20 protein-coding genes are annotated in these 19,387 nt (G+C 73.8%); 10 read left to right on the forward strand and 10 right to left on the reverse strand.

Translation table 11 applies throughout. The features are described 5' to 3' along the window. Nucleotides 1–48 precede the first annotated feature (48 nt). Nucleotides 49–1,269, forward strand: coding sequence for a S8 family peptidase (locus tag EV376_RS12935; protein WP_130323028.1), 1,221 nt, complete (start codon nt 49–51; stop codon nt 1,267–1,269). A 102-nt stretch (nt 1,270–1,371) separates the two neighbouring features. On the opposite strand, the gene EV376_RS12940 is transcribed toward EV376_RS12935, so the two are convergent. From EV376_RS12940 to EV376_RS12950, 3 genes are all read right to left on the reverse strand, one after another. Beyond that, nucleotides 1,372–2,451 carry an ABC transporter ATP-binding protein gene (locus EV376_RS12940; RefSeq protein WP_130323030.1) on the reverse strand — a complete coding sequence of 360 codons (1,080 nt, stop codon included), beginning with the start codon at nt 2,449–2,451 and terminating at the stop codon, nt 1,372–1,374. A 156-nt stretch (nt 2,452–2,607) separates the two neighbouring features. Beyond that, nucleotides 2,608–4,134, reverse strand: a complete 1,527-nt coding sequence (locus EV376_RS12945) for an ABC transporter permease (RefSeq protein WP_130328639.1) — start codon at nt 4,132–4,134, stop codon at nt 2,608–2,610. Nucleotides 4,135–4,208: 74 nt separating this feature from the next. Further along, nucleotides 4,209–5,267 (reverse strand): iron ABC transporter substrate-binding protein, encoded by a 1,059-nt coding sequence (locus EV376_RS12950; protein WP_130323032.1) that lies wholly within the window; start codon nt 5,265–5,267, stop codon nt 4,209–4,211. Between the two features lie 136 nt (nt 5,268–5,403). Between EV376_RS12950 and EV376_RS12955 the strand changes: the two genes are divergently transcribed. Then, nucleotides 5,404–5,988: an HhH-GPD-type base excision DNA repair protein gene (locus EV376_RS12955; protein WP_130323034.1), complete on the forward strand. Its 585-nt coding sequence runs from the start codon at nt 5,404–5,406 to the stop codon at nt 5,986–5,988. Nucleotides 5,989–6,023: 35 nt separating this feature from the next. Beyond that, nucleotides 6,024–7,262, forward strand: coding sequence for a low temperature requirement protein A (locus tag EV376_RS12960; RefSeq protein WP_130323036.1), 1,239 nt, complete (start codon nt 6,024–6,026; stop codon nt 7,260–7,262). A 110-nt stretch (nt 7,263–7,372) separates the two neighbouring features. Here the strand turns inward: EV376_RS12960 and EV376_RS12965 are convergent, their stop codons facing one another. Both EV376_RS12965 and EV376_RS12970 read right to left on the reverse strand, forming a co-directional pair. Next, complete coding sequence (locus EV376_RS12965) at nt 7,373–7,681, reverse strand: hypothetical protein (protein WP_130323038.1); 309 nt, start codon at nt 7,679–7,681, stop codon at nt 7,373–7,375. A gap of 13 nt (nt 7,682–7,694) precedes the next feature. After that, complete coding sequence (locus tag EV376_RS12970) at nt 7,695–7,982, reverse strand: hypothetical protein (RefSeq protein ID WP_486482612.1); 288 nt, start codon at nt 7,980–7,982, stop codon at nt 7,695–7,697. 96 nt (nt 7,983–8,078) lie between these two features. On the opposite strand from EV376_RS12970, the gene EV376_RS12975 reads away from it, so the two are divergent. After that, nucleotides 8,079–8,435 (forward strand): DUF3099 domain-containing protein, encoded by a 357-nt coding sequence (locus EV376_RS12975; protein WP_130323042.1) that lies wholly within the window; start codon nt 8,079–8,081, stop codon nt 8,433–8,435. A gap of 38 nt (nt 8,436–8,473) precedes the next feature. On the opposite strand, the gene EV376_RS12980 is transcribed toward EV376_RS12975, so the two are convergent. Then, the gene (locus tag EV376_RS12980; RefSeq protein WP_130323044.1) at nt 8,474–9,370 is read right to left on the reverse strand and encodes a sugar kinase; all 897 of its coding nucleotides are present in this window, start codon (nt 9,368–9,370) and stop codon (nt 8,474–8,476) included. Further along, entirely contained in the window at nt 9,367–10,290 is a 924-nt protein-coding gene (locus tag EV376_RS12985; RefSeq protein WP_130323046.1) for a pseudouridine-5'-phosphate glycosidase, read from the reverse strand. The genes EV376_RS12980 and EV376_RS12985 overlap by 4 nt, the downstream gene beginning before the upstream one ends. Nucleotides 10,291–10,379: 89 nt before the next feature. Here EV376_RS12985 and EV376_RS12990 point away from each other — a divergent pair, with 89 nt between their 5' ends. From EV376_RS12990 to EV376_RS13000, 3 genes are all read left to right on the forward strand, one after another. After that, nucleotides 10,380–10,598, forward strand: coding sequence for a DUF3039 domain-containing protein (locus tag EV376_RS12990; RefSeq protein ID WP_130323048.1), 219 nt, complete (start codon nt 10,380–10,382; stop codon nt 10,596–10,598). Between the two features lie 40 nt (nt 10,599–10,638). Continuing rightward, the gene (locus EV376_RS12995; RefSeq protein ID WP_130323050.1) at nt 10,639–11,271 is read left to right on the forward strand and encodes a TRIC cation channel family protein; all 633 of its coding nucleotides are present in this window, start codon (nt 10,639–10,641) and stop codon (nt 11,269–11,271) included. Between the two features lie 330 nt (nt 11,272–11,601). Beyond that, nucleotides 11,602–13,335 carry a DEAD/DEAH box helicase gene (locus EV376_RS13000; protein WP_130323052.1) on the forward strand — a complete coding sequence of 578 codons (1,734 nt, stop codon included), beginning with the start codon at nt 11,602–11,604 and terminating at the stop codon, nt 13,333–13,335. Nucleotides 13,336–13,737: 402 nt separating this feature from the next. Here the strand turns inward: EV376_RS13000 and EV376_RS13010 are convergent, their stop codons facing one another. Further along, nucleotides 13,738–13,971: a DUF7455 domain-containing protein gene (locus EV376_RS13010; RefSeq protein ID WP_076471365.1), complete on the reverse strand. Its 234-nt coding sequence runs from the start codon at nt 13,969–13,971 to the stop codon at nt 13,738–13,740. Nucleotides 13,972–14,215: 244 nt separating this feature from the next. After that, on the reverse strand, nt 14,216–15,835 hold the full coding sequence (locus EV376_RS13015) for an RNA polymerase sigma factor (protein ID WP_130323054.1): 1,620 nt from the start codon (nt 15,833–15,835) through the stop codon (nt 14,216–14,218). A 284-nt stretch (nt 15,836–16,119) separates the two neighbouring features. On the opposite strand from EV376_RS13015, the gene EV376_RS13020 reads away from it, so the two are divergent. Then, nucleotides 16,120–16,938: an inositol monophosphatase family protein gene (locus EV376_RS13020; protein ID WP_130323056.1), complete on the forward strand. Its 819-nt coding sequence runs from the start codon at nt 16,120–16,122 to the stop codon at nt 16,936–16,938. Nucleotides 16,939–17,175: 237 nt separating this feature from the next. Here EV376_RS13020 and EV376_RS13025 read toward each other — a convergent pair whose 3' ends face one another. Further along, entirely contained in the window at nt 17,176–17,688 is a 513-nt protein-coding gene (locus EV376_RS13025; protein ID WP_207228543.1) for a LytR C-terminal domain-containing protein, read from the reverse strand. Between the two features lie 434 nt (nt 17,689–18,122). Between EV376_RS13025 and EV376_RS13030 the strand changes: the two genes are divergently transcribed. Next, nucleotides 18,123–18,419, forward strand: coding sequence for a DUF4193 domain-containing protein (locus EV376_RS13030; protein WP_007075406.1), 297 nt, complete (start codon nt 18,123–18,125; stop codon nt 18,417–18,419). Nucleotides 18,420–18,555: 136 nt separating this feature from the next. After that, complete coding sequence (locus EV376_RS13035) at nt 18,556–19,371, forward strand: hypothetical protein (protein ID WP_130323060.1); 816 nt, start codon at nt 18,556–18,558, stop codon at nt 19,369–19,371. The last annotated feature ends 16 nt before the right edge of the window (nt 19,372–19,387 follow it).

Below are 19,387 nucleotides of genomic sequence, written 5' to 3' on the forward strand. Positions count from 1 at the left end.
ACCGCCCGGCCAGAAGCCGGGCGGCCGCTCTGGCAAGGGAGGCAGACGATGCCATCAGGGTCCACCGCGCGACGGAGCGTCCTCCGGGCGTTCGCCGTCGTCGCCACCGCGGCGGCCATCTCCGCGGCCAGCACCACCCCGGCGCTGGCCGCGCCCACCGGCGAGATCCGGGGCGCCGGCGCGCCGAACGCGATCAGCGGGAGCTACCTCGTCGTGCTCAAGTCCGACACGGTGGGCACCGCCGGCACCTTCGCCGCCCGTTCCTCCGTGCCGACCCGGGCCGGCGCGCTCGCCAAGCGGTACGGCGGCAGCGTCGCCGACGTCTACACCGCCGCGCTGACCGGCTTCGCCGCCAAGATGACCGAGACCCAGGCCCGCCGGCTCGCCGCCGACCCCGCCGTCGCCTACGTCGAGCAGGACCAGGTGATCACGGTCCAGGCGACCCAGACCAACCCGCCGTGGGGCCTGGACCGTATCGACCAGCGGAACCGGCCGCTGAGCGGCACCTTCACCTACCCGAACACCGCCTCCAACGTCCGGGCGTACATCATCGACACCGGCATCCGGACCAGCCACAACCAGTTCGGCGGCCGGGCCACCTGGGGCACCAACACGGTGGACAGCAACAACACCGACTGCAACGGTCACGGCACGCACGTCGCCGGCACCGTCGGCGGCTCCACCTACGGCGTGGCCAAGTCGGTCCGACTGGTGGCCGTGAAGGTGCTCAACTGCTCCGGTAGCGGCAGCACCACCAGCGTCGTCAACGGCGTGAACTGGGTGACCGCGAACGCGGTCAAGCCCGCGGTGGCGAACATGAGCCTCGGCGGCGGGGCCAGCTCCTCCATCGACAACGCCGTGGCCAACTCGATCCGCTCCGGCGTCACGTACGCCGTGGCGGCCGGCAACTCCAGCGCCAACGCCTGCAACTACTCGCCGGCCCGTACCTCGACCGCGCTGACCGTCGGCTCGACGACCAGCAGCGACGCCCGCTCCTCGTTCTCCAACTACGGCTCCTGCGTCGACGTGTTCGCGCCCGGGTCGAGCATCGCGTCGGCCTGGCACACCAGCAACACGGCGACCAACACGATCAGCGGCACCTCGATGGCCTCGCCGCACGTGGCCGGCGCCGCCGCCCTCGTGCTCTCGAGCAACCCGTCGTGGACGCCGGCGCAGGTCAGCAACTACCTGACCAGCAACGCCACCACCGGCGTGGTGACCAGCCCCGGCTCCGGCTCGCCGAACCGCCTGCTCTTCGTCGTCAACTGACCCGCGCCCCATCCCCGCCGCGGCCCGACGGACCTCCCCGGTCCGTCGGGCCGCGGCCCATCGCTCACGCGATCTCGCGCGTTCCGCCCCCCGTCTGCCCCGTCACGCCGATTTCGCCGCGGCAAGGTCGCCGCGGGGTCGGGTGGGGGTCGGGGCGGGGGCGGCGAAGGCTCGGGCGGAGCCCTCGACGCTCACCCCGACCTCGGCGCCGACCGGGGCCGTCGGGGCGCCGTCGAGGATCCGGGCGGTGACCCGGGTGCCGTCGGCGAGCCGGAGGCCGACCAGCGCGTCGTGCCCGTGGAAGTCGTGCCGCAGCACGGTGGCGCTCACCGCGCCCGGGCCGGTGGTCAGGCGTACCTGCTCCGGCCGGACCAGGACGGTCACCGGGCCGGCCGGTGCGGCGCCGGCGAGCGGCACGGTCCCCAGGGCGGTACGCGCCGCGCCGTCCTCGACCACCGCCGGCAGCAGCACCGCGTCGCCGACGAAGCCGGCCACCCACTCGTCGGCCGGTTCCCGGTAGACGTCGGTGGGCGCCCCGGCCTGCACCACCCGGCCCGCCCGCAGCACCGCCACCCGGTCGGCCACCGACAGCGCCTCGCCCTGGTCGTGGGTGACCAGCACAGCGGTCGCCCCGTCGGCGCGCAGCGCCTCCCGGACGTCGTGGCGCAGCCCGGCCCGCAGCCCGGCGTCCAGGGCGCTGAACGGCTCGTCGAGCAGCACCACCGACGGGCGGGGGGCGAGCGCGCGGGCCACCGCGACCCGCTGCTGCTGACCGCCGGAGAGCTGGTGCGGCATCCGGTCGCCATAGCCGGCGAGACCCACCAGGGTCAGCACCTCCTCGACCCGGTCGCCCCGGCGGGCCGCCCGGTCCAGGCCGTACGCGACGTTGTCGGCGACGCTGAGGTGCGGGAAGAGCGCCCCCTCCTGGGGCACCACCGCGATGCGGCGGCGGTGGGCGGGCACGTGCCGGCCGGTCCCGGCGACCGCGACGCCGCCGACCCGGATCTCGCCGCCGTCGAGGCGCTCGAAGCCGGCGAGGCAGCGCAGCAGCGTCGTCTTGCCGCAGCCGGACGGCCCGAGCACGGCGGTGAGCTGCCCGGACGGCACGGTGAGGTCGGCGCCGGCCAGCGCGGTGACGCCCCCGTACCGCTTGACCACCCCGGTCAGCACGACCTCGCTCATGCCGGCGCTCCGCTGCGCTGCGCGCCGTCCTGAGGCACCATTGCGCTGAGCCTGATGATTCGCTCGCTGCGCTCGCTCATGCCGGCGCTCCGCTGCGCTGCGCGCCGTCCTGAGGCACCATTGCGCTGAGCCTGATGATTCGCTCGCTGCGCTCGCTCATGTCCGGTCCTCCTTGTCGAGCAGGCCGCTGCGGGCGACCAGCAGCCAGGTGGGCAGCGCCGAGATCGCCACCAGCAGCGCGGCGTACGGGGCCGCGGCGGCGTACGCCCCGACCGACGTGGCGGTCCACAACTCGGTGGCCAGCGTGTCCGTGCCGGTCGGGCGCAGCAGCAGGGTGGCGGGAAGCTCCTTCATGCCGGTCAGGAAGACCAGCGCCGCGCCCGCCCCGATGCCGGGCAGGGTCAGCGGCAGGGTCACCGTGCGCAGCACGGCCAGCGGCGGCCGGCCGAGCGAGCGGGCCACCTCCTCCAGGCCGGGCGGCGACTGCGCGGCGGCACCGGCCACCGCGCCCACCGCGAGCGGCAGGAAGAGCGTCGCGTACGCCAGCGCCAGCAGCCAGCGGGTCTGGTAGAGCGGGTACGCCACGGCGATCCCGAAGAAGACCAGCGACAGCCCGATCACGACGCCGGGCAGGGCGTGGGCGAGGTACGCCAGCCGGTCGAGCACCGTGGTCAGCACGCCGGGCGCACGGGCGACGAGCAGCCCCAGCGGCAGCGCCAGCAGCATGGTCAGCGCCGCGCCGGCGAGCGAGACGGTCAGCGAGTTGCCGGCGGCGACGGCGACCTCGGCCAGGGCGCCGGGGCGGGACACCCCGCCGGCGAGCCGCCGGGCCAGGCTCAGCGCGGGTACGCCGAGAGCGAGCGCGGCCACGCCGAGCAACGCCGCGAGCGTCGGCCAGCGGGCCGCGCCGAGCCGCAGCCGGAGCGGCGGACGGCGGGCGCCGCCGAGGCGCGCGTACCGGGCGCCACGCCGCCGGGTGGCGGTCTCGGCGGTGAGCAGCAGCACGGTCAGCACCACCAGCACGCTGGCGAGCACCAGCGCGCCGGTGCGGTCGAAGCCCAGGTCGAAGGCGACGAAGATGGCCCGTGTGAACGTGTCGGTGCGCAGGATCGAGACGGCCCCGAAGTCGGAGAGCACGTAGAGGGCGACCAGCAGGGCGCCGGCCGCCGTGGCCGGCCGGATCTGCCGCAGGGTCACCGCGGTGAACGTCTGCCAGCCGCCGCGCCCCAGTGACCGGGAAACCTCCTCCTGCGCCGGGTCCGCGCCGCGCAGCGCGGCGGCGACCGGCAGGAAGACGTACGGGTACGAGCAGAGCGTCAGCACCAGCGCCGCCGGCCAGAAGCCCTCCAGGCCGGGTACCTCGGACACCCAGGCGAACGCCGCGATGTAGGTGGGGACGGCCAGCGGAAGCGCGGCCAGCACCGCGAAGAGCCGCCGGCCGGGCAGGTCGGTGCGGGTGACGAGGAAGGCCGCGCCGACGCCGAGCAGCACGCACGCGGCGGTGACCACCGCCGCGAGGGCGACACTGCGCAGGGCGAGCAGCGCGACCCGCTCGGTCCACAACTCGTCGACGACCCGCTCCCAGCCCGCCTCGGCGGTGCGTACCGCCAGGTAGACCAGGGGGAGCAGGGCCACGGCCACCGCCGCGGTCGAGGCCGCGAGCAGCGCCGGGCGGGGGACCAGCCGCCGCGCCCGTCCGCGTACGCCGGACGGGGCCGGCCCGTGCAGAGCCGGCCCTGCCGTCGTCGTCGAACTGGTCAGGGGACCAACCCCGACTCGGTGATCATGGCCACGGTGGCCTCGAGGGTGTCGAGATCGTTCAGGTCGACGGTCGGGACCTTCAGGTCGGCCAGCGGCGGCACGTACGCCGGGCCGGCCACCCCGCTGACCACCGGGTACTCGAAGGTCTCCGCGGCGAAGTACTTCTGGGCCTCCGGGCCGAGCAGGTAGTCGACGAACGCCTTGGCGTCGGCGTCCTCGGCGGCGCGGCTGAGCACGCCGACGCCGGCCACGTTGACCAGCGCGCCCGTGTCGCCGCCGGGGAAGAAGTGCAGCTTGGCCTTCATCGCGTCGGGTGTGCTGCCCTGCTCCTTGGCGATCTCGCCGAGGTAGTAGTGGTTGACCAGGCCGACCGGGACGACGCCGTTGTTCACGTCCTCGACGATCTTGATGTTGTTGTCCCGGATCTGCGGCTCGTTGGCCTTGAGGCCGGCCAGGAAGTCCTTCGCCCGCTGGTCGCCGTGCTGCACCCGGATCGCGGTGACGAACGCCTGGAAGGAGGCGTTGGTCGGGGCGAGCGCTACCTTGCCCTTCCACTTCGGTTCGGTCAGCTCGAAGACGGACGTCGGCAACTGGTCGGCGGGGACCTGGTCGGCGTTGTAGACCAGCACTCGGGCGCGGGCGCTGACGCCGACCCACTGGCCGTTGCGGGCCCGGTACGTCTCGGGGACCTTGCCGGTGGCGGCCTCCGGCAGGGTGGCGAACATGCCCTTCTTGGCGACCGTGCCGAGCGCACCGGCGTCCTGGGCGAAGAAGACATCGGCCGGCGACTTGTCGCCCTCCTCGACCAGCTGCGCGGCGAGCTGGGCGGTGCTGGCGTACCGCGGCTTGACCTGGATGCCGGTCTGCTGGGTGAACTTCTCCAGCAGCGGCTTGACGAGCTGCTCGTTCCGGCCGCTGTAGACCGTGATCGTCTTGTCGTTCGGCTTGCCGGGGTCGGCGGACTCGTCCTCGCCCGACCCGCAGGCGACCAGGCCGGTGGCGAGCAGCCCGGCGGCGACGAGCGTCGCCGTGGACCGGCGGAGCAGTACGGACACGACGGCAACCCCTTCGGACGGGTCGGCGGACGCCGACGCGATGAAGTTAGCACAGGCTAACCTCACACTGAATCGGAGTGCGGGTCGGATCACGGCCGGTGGGTCGGGGTGCGCGTCGGGCCGCCCGCCGGGCAGGATGGTGCGCATGACGCTCGAGCTGCCGATCGACCCGGAGGCCAACGCGCTGCTGCGGCGCAGCCCGCTGGCGCTGCTCGTCGGCATGGTCCTCGACCAGCAGGTCCCGATGGAGAAGGCGTTCTCGTCGCCGTACGTGCTGGCGCAGCGGCTCGGGCACGAGCCGGACGCCGCCGAGCTGGCCGGCTACGACCCGGACGCCCTGGTCACCATCTTCGCGACCCCGCCGGCCCTGCACCGCTTCCCCAAGGCCATGGCCGCCCGCGTGCAGGAGGTGTGCCGGGTCCTGGTCGACCGGTACGACGGTGACGCGGCGGGCCTCTGGGCCGGCGTCACCGACGGCCGTGAACTGCTGCGGCGGGTGGCCGAGCTGCCCGGGTTCGGCAAGCAGAAGGCCCAGATCTTCGTCGCCCTGCTCGGCAAGCGGTTCGGCGTCGCACCCGAGGGCTGGCGGGAGGCCGCCGGCGGCTACGGCGACCCGGACGCGTACCGGTCGGTCGCCGATGTCACGGACGCCGACTCGCTGCGCCGGGTCCGCGAGTACAAGCAGCAGATGAAGGCGGCGGCGAAGGCGTCCGGCGCCTGACGCAACGGGCTCCGGCGCGGCTCGTTGAAGTCACGATGGCGGCGACGGGAGCGGATCGTGGCGGGGAACTGCTCCGCCCCACCGTCAGCTCGCCCCGGGCCACCTTCCTGGAGCTCTTCTTCGACCTGGTCTTCGTCTTCGCCCTGACCCGGTTGTCGGTGCGGCTGATCGACGAGGTCTCGCACGGTCACATGATCGTCGGAGTCGTCGAGACCCTGGCGCTCTTCCTGGCGTTGTGGCTGGTCTGGACGATCACCACCTGGGTCACCAGCCGGTACGAGCCGGAGCGGACGATCATCCAGGCGGTCGTGGTCGGCACCATGTTCGGCAGCCTGGTGATGGCGGTGGCGATGCCCCGCGCCTTCGAGGAGCGGGCGTTGCCGTTCGTGCTCGCGTACCTGGGGGTGATGATCGGCCGGCCGCTGGTCATCGCCACCGCGCTGCGCGGGCATCCGCGTCGGCAGGTGCCGTTCCGGCTCGCGGCGTGGGCGGCGCTGGGCGGGCTGCCCTGGCTGGCCGGGGCGCTCGGTCCGGACGAGTTGCGCATGCCGTTGTGGCTGCTCGCCCTCGCGATCGACTACCTGGGCCTGACGCTGGGCTGGCCGGTGCCCCGGCTGGGCCCGGCCCGGCCGTCCGGGTGGCGCATCGAGGGCGAGCACCTCGCGGAGCGGTATCAGCAGATCTTCCTCATCGCGCTGGGCGAGTCGATCCTGGTGATCGGCGTCGCGTACAGCGGGCAGAAGTTCTCCGCGGAGCGGGCGGCCGCCTTCGTTCTCGCCTTCGTCACCACCGCGCTGCTCTGGCGGATCTACTTCCACCGCGCCGGGCACCTGCTCGCCGAGGCCCTGCGGGTGGCGCGCGAGCCCGGCCCGCTGGGCACCTCCGCCAGCTTCACCCACCTGTTCATCATCGGCGGGGTGCTGATGGCCGGTGTCGGCTACGAGCTGGTGATCATGCACCCGTACGATCCGCTCGAGCCGGAGTGGCTCTTCTTCGTCGTCGGCGGGCCGGTGGTCTTCCTGCTCGCCCGGGCCCGTTTCGAGTACGAGGTCTTCGGCCGGGTCTCCGTCCCCCGGGTGGTGGCGGTGGTCGCGCTGGTGCTGGTCGCCGTGCCGCTCACCCGGGGGACGTCGACGGTGGCCCAGGCCGCCGTCGCCGCGGTGCTCACCGGTGTGGCGGTCGCCGACGGGCTGCGCAGCCGGGGCCGACCGATCGAGACGTCGGCCTCCCCGCTGGGGCGGCGGAGGTCGAGCGGCGGCAACTTCGAGCCCTGACGCCCGTGGCGAGCGGCGGGCAACCCTCCCAGCCGGACCGGCGCGCCCGGTAGGACCGGTGCCGGGTCGGGCGGGTGCCGGGTCGGGCGGCCCGGCGCGGGGTCGGGCGGTCAGGCGGCGGTCGGACGGGAGAGCGCGGCGAGCGCGCGGCGGACGTCGGCGAGCGAGACGGTCGCCGAGTCATCCAGGTCGGCGAGGCCGGCCTCGATCCACTGCCGCATCAGCGTGGTCACCCCGATGCCCCGCGCGTCGGCGGCGGCGCGCACGCGCTCGTACGTCTCCAGGGGCAGCCGCACCGACCGGCTCACCATCGGGCCGTCGGTGTCCGGAACGGGCAGCTCCGCCGGCTGGCTCTCGTCGATCAGGTCGGCGAGGGCGTCGTCGCCGTGGAACCGCTTGATGGCGTCGTCCCGGTGCATGCTGACCACCTCCTCATCGGCGCTCTCTCCGCACGGCCTCGTCGTAGCGTTTGGCCTCCACGTCGGTCAGCTCGCGGGCGGAGAGGATGTCCCAGTCGTTGTCGGTGCCGTCGGCCTCGGCGAGCAGCACGGCCAGCCGGCGCCCTCGGCGGGCGGAGGCGTAGACGACCATCACGTCGTCGCCCAGGTGGCGGATGACCCGTCGGCTGCTGTGCAGCGCCTCCCAGACTTCCCCCGGCGTGACGTCGTAGACCCGCAGGTTGGCCAGCGCCTCCTCGGTGAAGCTGAACCTGCTGCCCACGCCGTGAGCGTACCACGGACGTAACACGACGCGATTCTCGCTGATCACGGGGTCGAGGTGAAAGGATGAGGCGTAACCCCCTCGAGGAGGTCCGTGGTGAAGCGTCAGGCGTACCAGCCCATATTGATCACCGACGCCTCACGCAGCCAGGACGACCAGCTCAGCAGCCGACAGAAGCGGTACGTGCTGATGATGGGCATCCGGGTCGTGTGCCTGATCGTCGGCGCCGTACTGGTCGGCGCGCAGGCCCCCATGCTCTGGCTCTGGCTGCCCCTGGCCGGCCTGGGCATGATCCTCGTCCCGTGGTTGGCCGTGCTCCTGGCGAACGACCGGCCGCCGAAGGAGCAGCACCGGCTCGCCGGAAAGTTCCAGCCCCGGCAGCGGGACGACACGCCGCCGATGAGCCTCACCGCCGAGGAACGGCCGCACAAGGTCATCGACGCCGACGAGTGACCGGCCGCTGAGCGCGTACCCACGCGGCCGGTCGCCGGTCAGCGTGGCGGCCGCGCCCCGACCCGACTCACCGCCGAGGCGCCGAGGTCGCCGGCGCGGCGCAGCGCCGCCTCGGGCGACGCCCCGCCCAGCCAGGCGGTCAGCAGCCCGGCGGCGAACGCGTCACCGGCCCCGGTGGGGTCGACCACGCTCATCCGCCGCGCCGGCGCCACCGCGATCGTCGCGTCCCGGTCCACCCACACCGCACCCGCCGCGCCCCGCTTGACCACCACCCGCCGCGCCGAGGCGGACAGCACCCGCCCCTGCGCCGCCGGGTCGAGCCCACCGGCCAGCACGGTGGCCTCCTCCGCGTTGACCAGGAGCAGGTCGACGCCGCGTACCCAGGTCAGGAAGGCCGCCGCGCCGACCCGCCGCAGCGGTTCGGCGGAGGCCGCGTCCACGCTGACGGTGAGCCCCCGCTCGCGGGCCGCGGCCAGCGCGCGCAGCCCCGCCGGCCGCGATCCGGCGTCCAGCAGGGTGTAGCCGGACAGGTGCAGGTGGCGGGTGTCCGGCGCGCCGTCCAGCGCGGCGTCGACCGCTCCGGGGGCCAGCCGCAGGTTGGCCCCGCGCTCGGTGACCATCGTGCGCTCCGCTGGTGTGGCCAGCACGATGACGGTCCCGGTCGGTGCGTCGGGCACCCGGGTGACCGCGCAGTCGACGCCGCCGCGCTCCAGCTCCGCGATCCGGTCCCGGCCCGGTCCGTCGTCGCCGACCGCGCCGACCAGCGTCACGGGTACGCCCAGCGCGCCCAACCAGGCCGCCGTGTTCGCCGCCTGGCCGCCGCCGGTGAAGCGGATCTCGGCCGGCGTGTCCGACCCGGTCGCCGGCGGCCCGGCCAGTACCGCCACCACGTCGGTGATCAGGTCGCCGACGACGAGGACGCGGGGTGGTCTCATGCCCGGCGGGCGGCCGACGCGACCGCGATCCGGGCGGCGAGGTCGGCGTTGCGCAGGATGATCCGGACGTTCACCGCGAGGCTGGCCCCCTCGGTGGCGGAATGGAAGTGGGCCAGCAGGAACGGCGTCACCGCCTTGCCGGTGATCCCCTCCCGCTCCAGCAGGGCCAGCCCGTCGGCGAGGGTGCGGTCGTGCAGTGCCGGGTCGAGCTGCTCGTCGGCGGGCAGCGGGTTGGCCACGACCAGCCCGCCGCGGTGCAGGCCGTGCTGGTCCCGGGCGGCGAGCACGTCGGCCACCTGCTCCGGAGAGTCCACCGACCAGTCCAGGTCGAAACCGCCGTCGGTCAGGTAGAAGCCGGGGAAGCGGCGGGTGCGGTAGCCGACCACGCCGACCCCGAGGGTTTCCAGGCGCTCCAGCGTGGCACCGACGTCGAGGATCGACTTCACCCCGGCGCAGACCACGGCGATCGGCGTGCGGGCCAGGGTCACCAGGTCGGCGGATTCGTCGAAGCTCTCGGCGGCCTCCCGGTGCACCCCGCCGAGGCCACCGGTGGCGAAGACACCGATGCCCGCCGCCGCGGCCACCGCGCTGGTCGCGGCCACGGTCGTGGCGCCGTCCGCGCCGGTCGCCGCCGCGACGGCGAGATCGCGTACGGAGAGCTTCGCCACCGGGTCGACGGTGGCGAGACGGGTCAGCTCGGCGTCGTCGAGGCCGACCACGAGCTGGCCGCCGACCATGCCGATGGTGGCCGGCACGGCGCCCGCGTCCCGTACCGCCTGCTCGATCTCGCGGGCCACCCGGAGGTTGTCGGGCCGGGGCAGGCCGTGCGAGACGATCGTGCTCTCCAGGGCCACCACGGGACGCCCGGTGCGCAGGGCGTCCTCGACCTCGGCGCCGCGTCGGATGTGAAAGTTGGTCACGCCGGTCAACGGTACGACCTCGGCCGCGCGGACCTGCAGTGGACCGGGCAACGGGTGACCTGCCAAACTTGGCAGCTGGAGGTGAGCAAGTGAGCACACAGGTTCTCGAGCGTCCCGAGGTGAAGGACGCCGACACCGGTCCCGAGATGTTCCACTACGTGCGCAAGGAGAAGATCGCCGAGAGTGCCGTGATGGGCACCTTCGTCGTGGCGCTCTGCGGCGAGACGTTCCCGGTCACCAAGGCGGCCAAGCCCGGCTCGCCGGTGTGCCCTAAGTGCAAGGAGATCTACGACTCGTTCACCGCGTGAACCGGGGCGGGCGGCGGAGCCGCCCGCGTAGCCTGCGGCGGTGACCACCTCCACCGCCCTACTGTTCGCCGATCTCACCGGGGTCGCGGTCTTCGCCGCCTCCGGGGCCTCGGCGGCCGTCGCCAAGCGGCTGGACCTCTTCGGCGTCGTCTTCGTCGGGTTCGTGGCCGCGCTCGGCGGTGGGATCTTCCGGGACCTGGTCATCGACGAAGCCCCGCCGCTGGCCTTCGCGGACTGGCGCTACGCCGCCACCGCCGCCGTCACCGCTGTCGCCGTCTTCTGGCTGCACCCGCAGTTCGCCCGCCTGCGTACCACCGTCCTGGTGTTGGACGCCGCGGGCCTGGCGCTGTTCACGGTCATCGGCACGGTGAAGGCGCTCGGTGCCGGGGTACCGGCGGTCGGTGCCTGCGTCGTCGGGATGCTCACCGCGATCGGCGGCGGCCTCGGCCGCGACCTGCTCACCGCCGAGATCCCGGTGGTGCTCCGTCGGGAGATCTACGCGCTCGCCGCGCTCGTCGGCGCCGTCCTGGTCGTACTGCTGGAGGCGGCCGGCAACGCGAACGCGCTCTGGCTGACGGCGGCGGCGGTCCTGGTCTTCCTGATCCGCCTGGTCGCCCTGCGCCGCCGCTGGTCCGCTCCGCTCCCCACCTTCCGCCCACCCCACCCCACCTGACCCACGCGGCGCGCCGCGCCCGTGCCGCGCACCCCGCGCCGCGCACCCCGCGCCGCGCGCCTGCACCGCCCGCACCGCGGCCCCTCGCCGCGTTGATCATGCACATTGCGCCCCGGCAAGGCCATGTAACGGGCCGTGCCAACGGCCGAAGTGCAAGATCGGCGGGTGGGGGTGATGTGACGAGCGTTGTGTCGAGTGGGGTGTGGGGCGCTCGCTGGTTATGCTGAGTCGGCCTTCGCGGCACCTCTGCGCGGAGGCGTTTTCATGGGCGGCGGCACCCGTGGCCCGCGGCCCGGGGCCGGTCCCTCAGGCGGTGGAGAGGAGCTTCGCGTGGCACCCCGGACGCCGGCGCTCGAGACGTTCCCGGCACTGCGCGCATGGCAGCGCAAGGCCCTCGTCGAGTACCTGCGCCGCCGCGACCCCGACTTCACGGCGGTCGCCACCCCCGGCGCCGGCAAGACCACGTTCGCGCTCCGGATCGCCGCCGAGCTGCTCGCCGACGGCACCGTCGAGGCCGTCACCGTGGTCGCACCCACCGAGCACCTCAAGACCCAGTGGGCGCAGGCGGCCGCCCGGGTCGGCATCCAGCTCGACGCCGCCTTCCGCAATGCCGACCTGCACTCGTCGGCCGACTTCCACGGTGCCGTCGTCACGTACGCCCAGGTCGGGATGGCGCCACAGGTGCACCGGCGGCGCACGATGACCCGGCGCACCCTGGTCGTCCTCGACGAGATCCACCACGCCGGCGACTCGCGGACCTGGGGCGACGGGGTGAAGGCGGCCTTCGAGGGCGCCGAGCGGCGGCTCATGCTCACCGGCACGCCGTTCCGCTCCGACGACAACCCCATCCCGTTCGTGACCTACGAGCGGGGCACCGACGGCCTCCTGCGCTCCCACGCGGACTCCGTGTACGGCTACGCCGAGGCGCTGCGTGACGGCGTCGTACGCCCGGTGCTCTTCCTCGCGTACTCCGGGGAGACCCGGTGGCGTACGAACGCCGGCGAGGAACTGGCGGCCCGGCTCGGGGAGCCGATGACCCAGGACCTGATCGCGCAGGCCTGGCGGACCGCGCTCGACCCGGCCGGCGACTGGATGCCCCAGGTACTGCGGGCGGCGGACGCCCGCCTGACCGTCCTGCGCAACGCCGGGATGCCGGACGCGGGCGGTCTCGTCATCGCCAGCGACCAGCAGACCGCCCGCTCGTACGCGAAGCTCCTCGAACAGGTGACCGGTGAGCGGGCCGCCGTGGTGCTCTCCGACGACGTGGGCGCCTCGGCCCGGATCGCGACGTTCGCGGCCTCCGAGCAGCGCTGGCTGGTGGCGGTCCGGATGGTCTCCGAGGGCGTCGACATCCCCCGCCTGGCCGTCGGCGTGTACGCGACCAGCGCCAGCACCCCGCTCTACTTCGCGCAGGCCATCGGCCGGTTCGTCCGGGCGCGCCGGCCGGGGGAGACCGCGTCGGTGTTCCTGCCCAGCGTGCCGCACCTGCTCGGACTGGCCAGCGAGATGGAGGCCGAGCGGGACCACGTGCTGGGCAAGCCGAAGGACCGCGAGGGCTTCGACGACGACCTGCTGGACCGCGCGCAGCGCGACGACCAGGCCAGCGGTGAGCTGGAGAAGAACTTCGCCGCGCTCTCCGCGACCGCCGAGCTGGATCAGGTGATCTTCGACGGCGCGTCGTTCGGCACCGCCGCCCAGGCCGGAACCCCCGAGGAGGAGGAGTACCTCGGCCTGCCCGGTCTGCTCACGGCCGACCAGGTGGCCATGCTCCTGTCCAAGCGGCAGGCCGAACAGCTCGCGGCGCAGCGGCGCAGGAACGGCGAACGGACCGCTGAGCCGGCCGCTGCGGCCTCCACGGGGCCGCCGGCACCGATGAGCGCGGCGCAACGCCGCGTGGCGCTGCGGCGGCAGCTGAACGCCCTGGTGGCCGCCCGGCACCACCGCACCGGCCAGCCCCACGGCAAGATCCATGCCGAGCTGCGCCGGCTCTGCGGCGGCCCGCCCAGCGCTCAAGCGACGATCGAGCAGCTCGAGGAGCGTATCGCCACCGTACAGACCCTTTGAGGGTCAACGTTCGGCCTGTCCGTTCCGTCGCTGGCTGGCCCGTGCCGTCGTTTCGGGCGGCGACCCGACCGACCCCCCCAAGATCACGCTCGAACCACGAAGTAGTGGCTCCGATTCGCGATTCGCAAGAGGCCACTACTTCGCGGTTGTAGCACGATCTGGGCGCGGGGCGCGGGGCGCGGGGCGCGGGGCGCGGGGCGCGGGGCGCGGGGCGCGGGGCGCGGGGCGCGGGGCGCGGGGCGCGGGGCGCGGGGCGCGGGGCGCGGGGCGCGGGGCGCGGGGCGCGGGGCGCGGGGCGCGGGGCGCGGGGCGCGGGGCGCGGGGCGCGGGGCGCGGGGCGCGGGTATGAGAAAGCCGGCCGGGCCCCCGAAAGGGGCCCGGCCGGCTTTATGTCGACTTACCTCAGTTCGCCATCAGATCGGCGCCACGCCAGCTGAACTCCGGGTCCGCCGCGTACCGCACGGTGATCTTCACCAGATCCTCCGCGTACTTGTTCGCGTGATGCCCACAGAAAACCAGCTCGCTCCCACCCGCGAGGGTGACCCGGAGCTTGCCGGCAGCATTGCAGCGGTCGCACCGTTCATCGGCGGCCGGGGGGCTCACCGTCTCGGGCGGCGGCGTGAGGGTCGGGGTCATCGCCTTCCTCCTCTGGTCGTCACCGATGAACACACTCTTCGGTCGTTGCTCACCTATCGTGCAACACCCTTGTCGGGCCTCGCCTTCCCTGTGTGCCCGCGGGGGACCGAGGTCACACATGGCTCCGACAGCGTGCCATGCACCAAGGGTGCCACGTCAACGATCACATTCCGGCAACCGAACGATCACCATGCGGCGTTGCACGCCACGTGTTCAAAACGACACGCCCGGTTGGCGGGTCCGGTCAGTCCAGGTAATCCCGCAGGACCTGCGAACGCGACGGGTGGCGCAGCTTGGACATCGTCTTGGATTCGATCTGGCGGATGCGCTCCCGGGTCACGCCGTACACCTGGCCGATCTCGTCCAGCGTGCGCGGCTGGCCGTCGGTCAGGCCGAACCGGAGGCGGACCACGCCGGCCTCGCGCTCGGACAGCGTCTGCAGCACCTGCTGGAGCTGGTCCTGCAGGAGCGAGAACGAGACCGCGTCGACCGCGACCACCGCCTCCGAGTCCTCGATGAAGTCACCGAGCTGGCTGTCGCCCTCGTCGCCGATGGTCTGGTCGAGAGAGATGGGCTCCCGGGCGTACTGCTGGATCTCCAGCACCTTCTCCGGTGTGATGTCCATCTCCTTGGCCAGTTCCTCCGGGGTGGGCTCGCGGCCCAGGTCCTGGAGCAGCTCGCGCTGGATCCGGCCGAGCTTGTTGATGACCTCGACCATGTGCACCGGGATGCGGATGGTGCGGGCCTGGTCGGCCATGGCGCGGGTGATGGCCTGGCGGATCCACCAGGTGGCGTAGGTGGAGAACTTGTAGCCCTTGGTGTAGTCGAACTTCTCGACGGCGCGGATCAGGCCGAGGTTGCCCTCCTGGATCAGGTCGAGGAAGGCCATCCCGCGGCCCGTGTACCGCTTGGCGAGCGACACCACGAGACGCAGGTTCGCCTCGAGCAGGTGGTTCTTCGCCCGCTCGCCGTCCCGCGAGATCCACAGCAGGTCGCGCTGCATCTCGCGGCTGAGCTTCTCCTCGCCCTCGTCGGCCGCGCGCAGCCGCTCGGCGGCGTAGAGCCCGGCCTCGATCCGCTTGGCGAGCTCGACCTCCTGCTCGGCGTTGAGCAGCGGCACCTTGCCGATCTGCTTCAGGTACGCCCGCACGGAGTCGGCGGACGCGGTGAGTTCCGCGTCCCGGCGCGCCTGCTTGAGCGCCTCGGACTCCTCGTCGTCCCACTCGAAGTCGTTGTCACTGGCGGAGTTCGCCGCGTCGGTCTCGGCGGCCTGCGTCAGCTCGGCCGGTTCCTCCACAACCACGTCCTCGATCTCGGCAGCGAGTTCCTCGGGATCGATCTCGCCCTCGCCGCCGGCCTCGCCCTTCCCCTTCGGACCCGCCTTGGTGGCCTTCGCCGGGCCGGTCGCCGTGGCCACCGTCGCCTTGGTGGCCCGGGTGGTCTTCTTCGCCGGGGCGGCGGCCTTGGCGGCCACCTCGGCAGTGGTGCCGGCCGCCTTGCGGGCGGTGGCCTTCCGCGGCGCCGGGGCCGGGGCCTCGTCGGCGGCGGGCGCCTGCTTCGGGGCCGGTGCGGCCGCCTTCTTGGTGGTCTTGGCGGTGGTGGCCCGGGACGCCGGGGTGGCCGAGCGGGCGGCCGCCACCCGGCGGCGCGGGGCGGCGCTGGCCGAGCCGTCGACCACGACCGTCACTCCCGCCTCCGAGAGCGCCCGGAGGATCTTCTTGGCCTGGGCCGGAGTCACCTCGGCGGCCTCGACGGTGCGCGCGAGCTGGGCCGACGTGAGCTGACCGCCGGCGCTCTGCGCGTGCGCGATCAGGGTGTCGGTGAGCGAGCGAACGTCGGCGCCGGTCTGGCGGGGTTCTGTCACGAATGACCTTCCGGAGGCGAAGAGCGAGCAAGGCCGGGTCGTCCGGCGTGCGGCGGAGTGCTTGTGCCGGGCGATGTCGTTGAGACCCGCGTGTCCCGGGCCGACCGGTCGCTGGCGGTCCGTGGCGCGTGGGCAGGGTGAATTGTAACGCCGTCCACGGCGATCATCCGGCGGCGCACGGGGTATCGGCGGTGAGACCGCCGATTCGGCGCAGATGTGGACTTTGTAAGGATGATACCCACGTGCGGTCGGGACCATCCCGGTCGTGCGGGAAGGGGACGAAGATGGGGCCGGCGCCGGAGCCGCGGGAACTGTTGGAGATCGCGGTGGCGGTGGCGCGGGACGCCGCGGCGACCGCGCACCGGATGTGGACCGAGGGCGTCTCGGTGGCCGCGACCAAGAGCACCGTCACCGACGTGGTGACCGCGGCCGACCGGGCGGTCGAGCGGCAGGTGACCGACGCCCTGCGCCGGCTGCGGCCGGGCGACGCCCTGCTGGGCGAGGAGTACGGCGGGGCGGACACCGGCCCCGCCGGGCCGGACGGCGTACGGTGGATCGTCGATCCCATCGACGGCACCGTCAACTATCTCTACGGCATCCCGCACAGCGCGGTGTCGCTCGCCGCCGAGGTGGCCGGGGTGGTGGTCGCCGGGGTGGTGCACAACGTCACGACCGGCGAGGAGTGGACGGCGACCGCCGGCGGCGGTGCCTGGCGCGACGGCCGGCGGCTGCGCGGCTCGACCGAGACGGACCTCGGCCAGACGCTGGTGGCCACCGGTTTCGGCTACGACCCGAAGCGCCGCGCCCACCAGGCCCGGGTGGTGACCGAGCTGATCCCGCACGTCCGCGACATCCGCCGGCTCGGCGCCGCCTCAGTCGACCTTTGCTTCGCCGCCGAGGGACGGGTGGACGCCTACTACGAGAAGGGACTGGCGGCCTGGGATCTCGCCGCCGGTGGACTGGTGGCCACCGAGGCCGGGCTGCGGGTCGGCGGGCTGCGCGGGGCGGCGGCCGGGCCGGACCTGGTCATCGCCGCACCGCCGGCGCTCTTCACACCCCTGCACGACCGCCTGGCCGACCTTGACGCCGCCGGCGGCCCCTGACGCCGGCCGTAGCGCCGCCGGCGGCCCCGGGCGTCGGCCGTAGCGCCGCCGGCGGCCCCGGGCGTCGGCCGTAGCGCCGCCGGCGGCCCCGGGCGTCGGCCGTAGCGCCGCCGGCGGCCCCGGGCGTCGGCCGTAGCGCCGCTGGCGGCCCCTGACGCCGGCCGTAGCGCCGCTGGCGGCCCCGGGCATCGGCCGTGGCGCCGGCGACCCGCGGACGGGCGGCGCGGCGACCGGGGTTCAGTCCTGCGGCATCGGGCAGGAGCCGGGCGGCGCCACGGGGGAGCCGAGGTCGCCGAGGGACTGGTTGACCTCGGTCGTGGTGGCGAGCTGCTGGAAGGCACTGCCGAGCACCACGTCGACGATGTCGTCCTCGCGCTTGGGGTTGTACTCGGTCTCGGCGTTGTCCAGGAAGTACGCCCGCAGCAGGTGCGCCGACCCGACCCCCTTCGGCCCGTACCGCAGGACGGCGATGTCGCCGATCTGGTCCTTCTGGTTGCCGGTCTTCTTCACCTGGAACTTCCGGTTGCGGAAGTCGTCGGCGACCTTGTTGGCGAGGCCGGGCGTCTCGGTGGCGTTCAGGACGTTGATCTTCACTTCCTGCTGCTGGCGCAGCCGCACGTCGGCCAGCGGCCAGCCCTCCGGGCAACCGCCGCCGATTCCCGCCTCGCTCTGGGTGTCGCGCACCAGCGCGACGACGACGAAGACCAGCGCCAGCACCCCCAGCAGACCGACAACGACGAGTGCTCGCACTCGCGCAAAGCTCATCAGGGCGCTCCCGGACAGTGGTGGGTGGCAGCGGCCGGCGGCGGTCGGGCCGCCCCGCCGGCCGTCGAGTACGCCGCTGAGGTTAACCGTTGTCCGGCCGTGGCGTGGAAACAGGCGGACATGCCGGCGCGGCGACCGGGAACCGGGTAGTACTACCCCTATCTTCGTGTCGCCTGAGTCACATTGGGAACAACTTCCCGTGCGGGGGCGTACATCTCTGCCACGAGGGCGGTATACATGCCACGCCCAAAGGGGGGGTAAGGTACCGCGCTCGCCGGGGGAGTTCCTCTGGCGGGCACCAACCCGGCGCGCGTCGGGTCGGGTGACCGACACATGTGGTGGCCGGCCAGCGGAACCGAAACAACGTCGTCCGGCGTTACAACCGGAAGCGACAACATCGACATGGGAGAGTGAAACCGATGGCCACCGACTACGACGCCCCGCGTCGCGACGAGGTCGACCTCGGCGAGGACAGCCTGGAAGAGCTGAAGGCCCGACGCGTCGACTCACAGTCGGGCGCCGTGGACGTCGACGAGGCCGAGGTGGCGGAGAGCTTCGAGCTGCCCGGCGCCGACCTGGCCGACGAGGAGCTCACGGTCAAGGTTCTGCCGATGCAGCAGGACGAGTTCCGGTGCGCGCGCTGCTTCCTGGTGCACCACCGCAGCCAGCTGGCGGTCGAGCGCAACGGCGAACTCATCTGCCGCGAGTGCGTCTGACCGCGTAGCGACATCTGGCGGCGGCTCCTTCCCGGGGCCGCCGCTCGTTCGGTCGCCCTGCGCCGGAACGGTGGAGCTGCTTGACTCGTCATGGACGGCCGTCAGGTCGGCGGCGCGTGCAGCGGGAGGTCCGGCCATGACCGAGCGGAACGAGCGGGACGCGACGCCGGGCGCGGAGGCGGCGCCCGCCGGCGACGCGGCCGAGCTGGGCGCCACCGTCGCGGCGCTGACGGCCGACGACATCGAGCCGGCCCGCCGCCGGCAGCTGCTCGGCCGCCTGGTCGGGCAGGCCCGCGCGCGTGGTCTCGGCGACCTGTTCAAGCCGAAGGCGGCCGTCCGCTGGATGGTCGACACCGTCGCCGAGGTCGCCCCGCACGTCCCGATCCGGGACCGGGCCACGCTGCGCCGGCACTTCCCGGACCTGGACGGGGAGGCCCTGGCCGACCGTCTCATCCGCAACGCGGCCCGGGCCACCGCGGGGGTGGGCGCCGCGGGCGGCGGCGTGGCCGCCATCGAGTGGGTGGCGACGCCGACCCTGCTCTCCGCCCCGGTCCTGGTGGCCGCCGAGACGGTCGCCGTCGTCGCGATCGAACTCAAGCTGACCGGCGAACTGCACGAGGTGTACGGGGTGCCGCTGCCCGCCGGCGGGTCGCAGCGGGCGGTGGCCCTCGTCCAGTCCTGGGCCACCCAGCGGGGGATCAACCCGATGATGCCCGGTGTCGGGGTGAGCGCGGTCCTGGGCACCGCGGCCCGCCGGGAACTGCGGGACACGCTGCTCAAGCGCTTCGGCCGCAACCTCACCACGCTGGGGCCGTTCCTCACCGGCGCGGCGGTGGCGAGCTACCTCAACCGGCGCGCGACGCGGACGATGGCCGACACCCTGCGCGCCGATCTCCGCCGCCGTGGCCGGGACCTGCCCGGCCCGCCACCGGCACTGCCCGCGGCGCCCTGACCGGAGACTCAGGCCC

The organism is Micromonospora sp. CNZ295 (assembly GCF_004217535.1).

What these genes read in the sequence shown, in the direction of transcription:
- EV376_RS12960 (WP_130323036.1), top strand. Translation starts at nt 6,024, where the DNA reads ATGGCGGCGACGGGAGCGGATCGTGGCGGGGAACTGCTCCGCCCCACC.
- EV376_RS12965 (WP_130323038.1), bottom strand. Translation starts at nt 7,681, where the DNA reads ATGCACCGGGACGACGCCATCAAGCGGTTCCACGGCGACGACGCCCTC.
- EV376_RS13030 (WP_007075406.1), top strand. Translation starts at nt 18,123, where the DNA reads ATGGCCACCGACTACGACGCCCCGCGTCGCGACGAGGTCGACCTCGGC.
- EV376_RS12935 (WP_130323028.1), top strand. Translation starts at nt 49, where the DNA reads ATGCCATCAGGGTCCACCGCGCGACGGAGCGTCCTCCGGGCGTTCGCC.
- EV376_RS12940 (WP_130323030.1), bottom strand. Translation starts at nt 2,451, where the DNA reads ATGAGCGAGGTCGTGCTGACCGGGGTGGTCAAGCGGTACGGGGGCGTC.
- EV376_RS13035 (WP_130323060.1), top strand. Translation starts at nt 18,556, where the DNA reads ATGACCGAGCGGAACGAGCGGGACGCGACGCCGGGCGCGGAGGCGGCG.
- EV376_RS13020 (WP_130323056.1), top strand. Translation starts at nt 16,120, where the DNA reads ATGGGGCCGGCGCCGGAGCCGCGGGAACTGTTGGAGATCGCGGTGGCG.
- EV376_RS13010 (WP_076471365.1), bottom strand. Translation starts at nt 13,971, where the DNA reads ATGACCCCGACCCTCACGCCGCCGCCCGAGACGGTGAGCCCCCCGGCC.
- EV376_RS12980 (WP_130323044.1), bottom strand. Translation starts at nt 9,370, where the DNA reads ATGAGACCACCCCGCGTCCTCGTCGTCGGCGACCTGATCACCGACGTG.
- EV376_RS12955 (WP_130323034.1), top strand. Translation starts at nt 5,404, where the DNA reads ATGGTGCGCATGACGCTCGAGCTGCCGATCGACCCGGAGGCCAACGCG.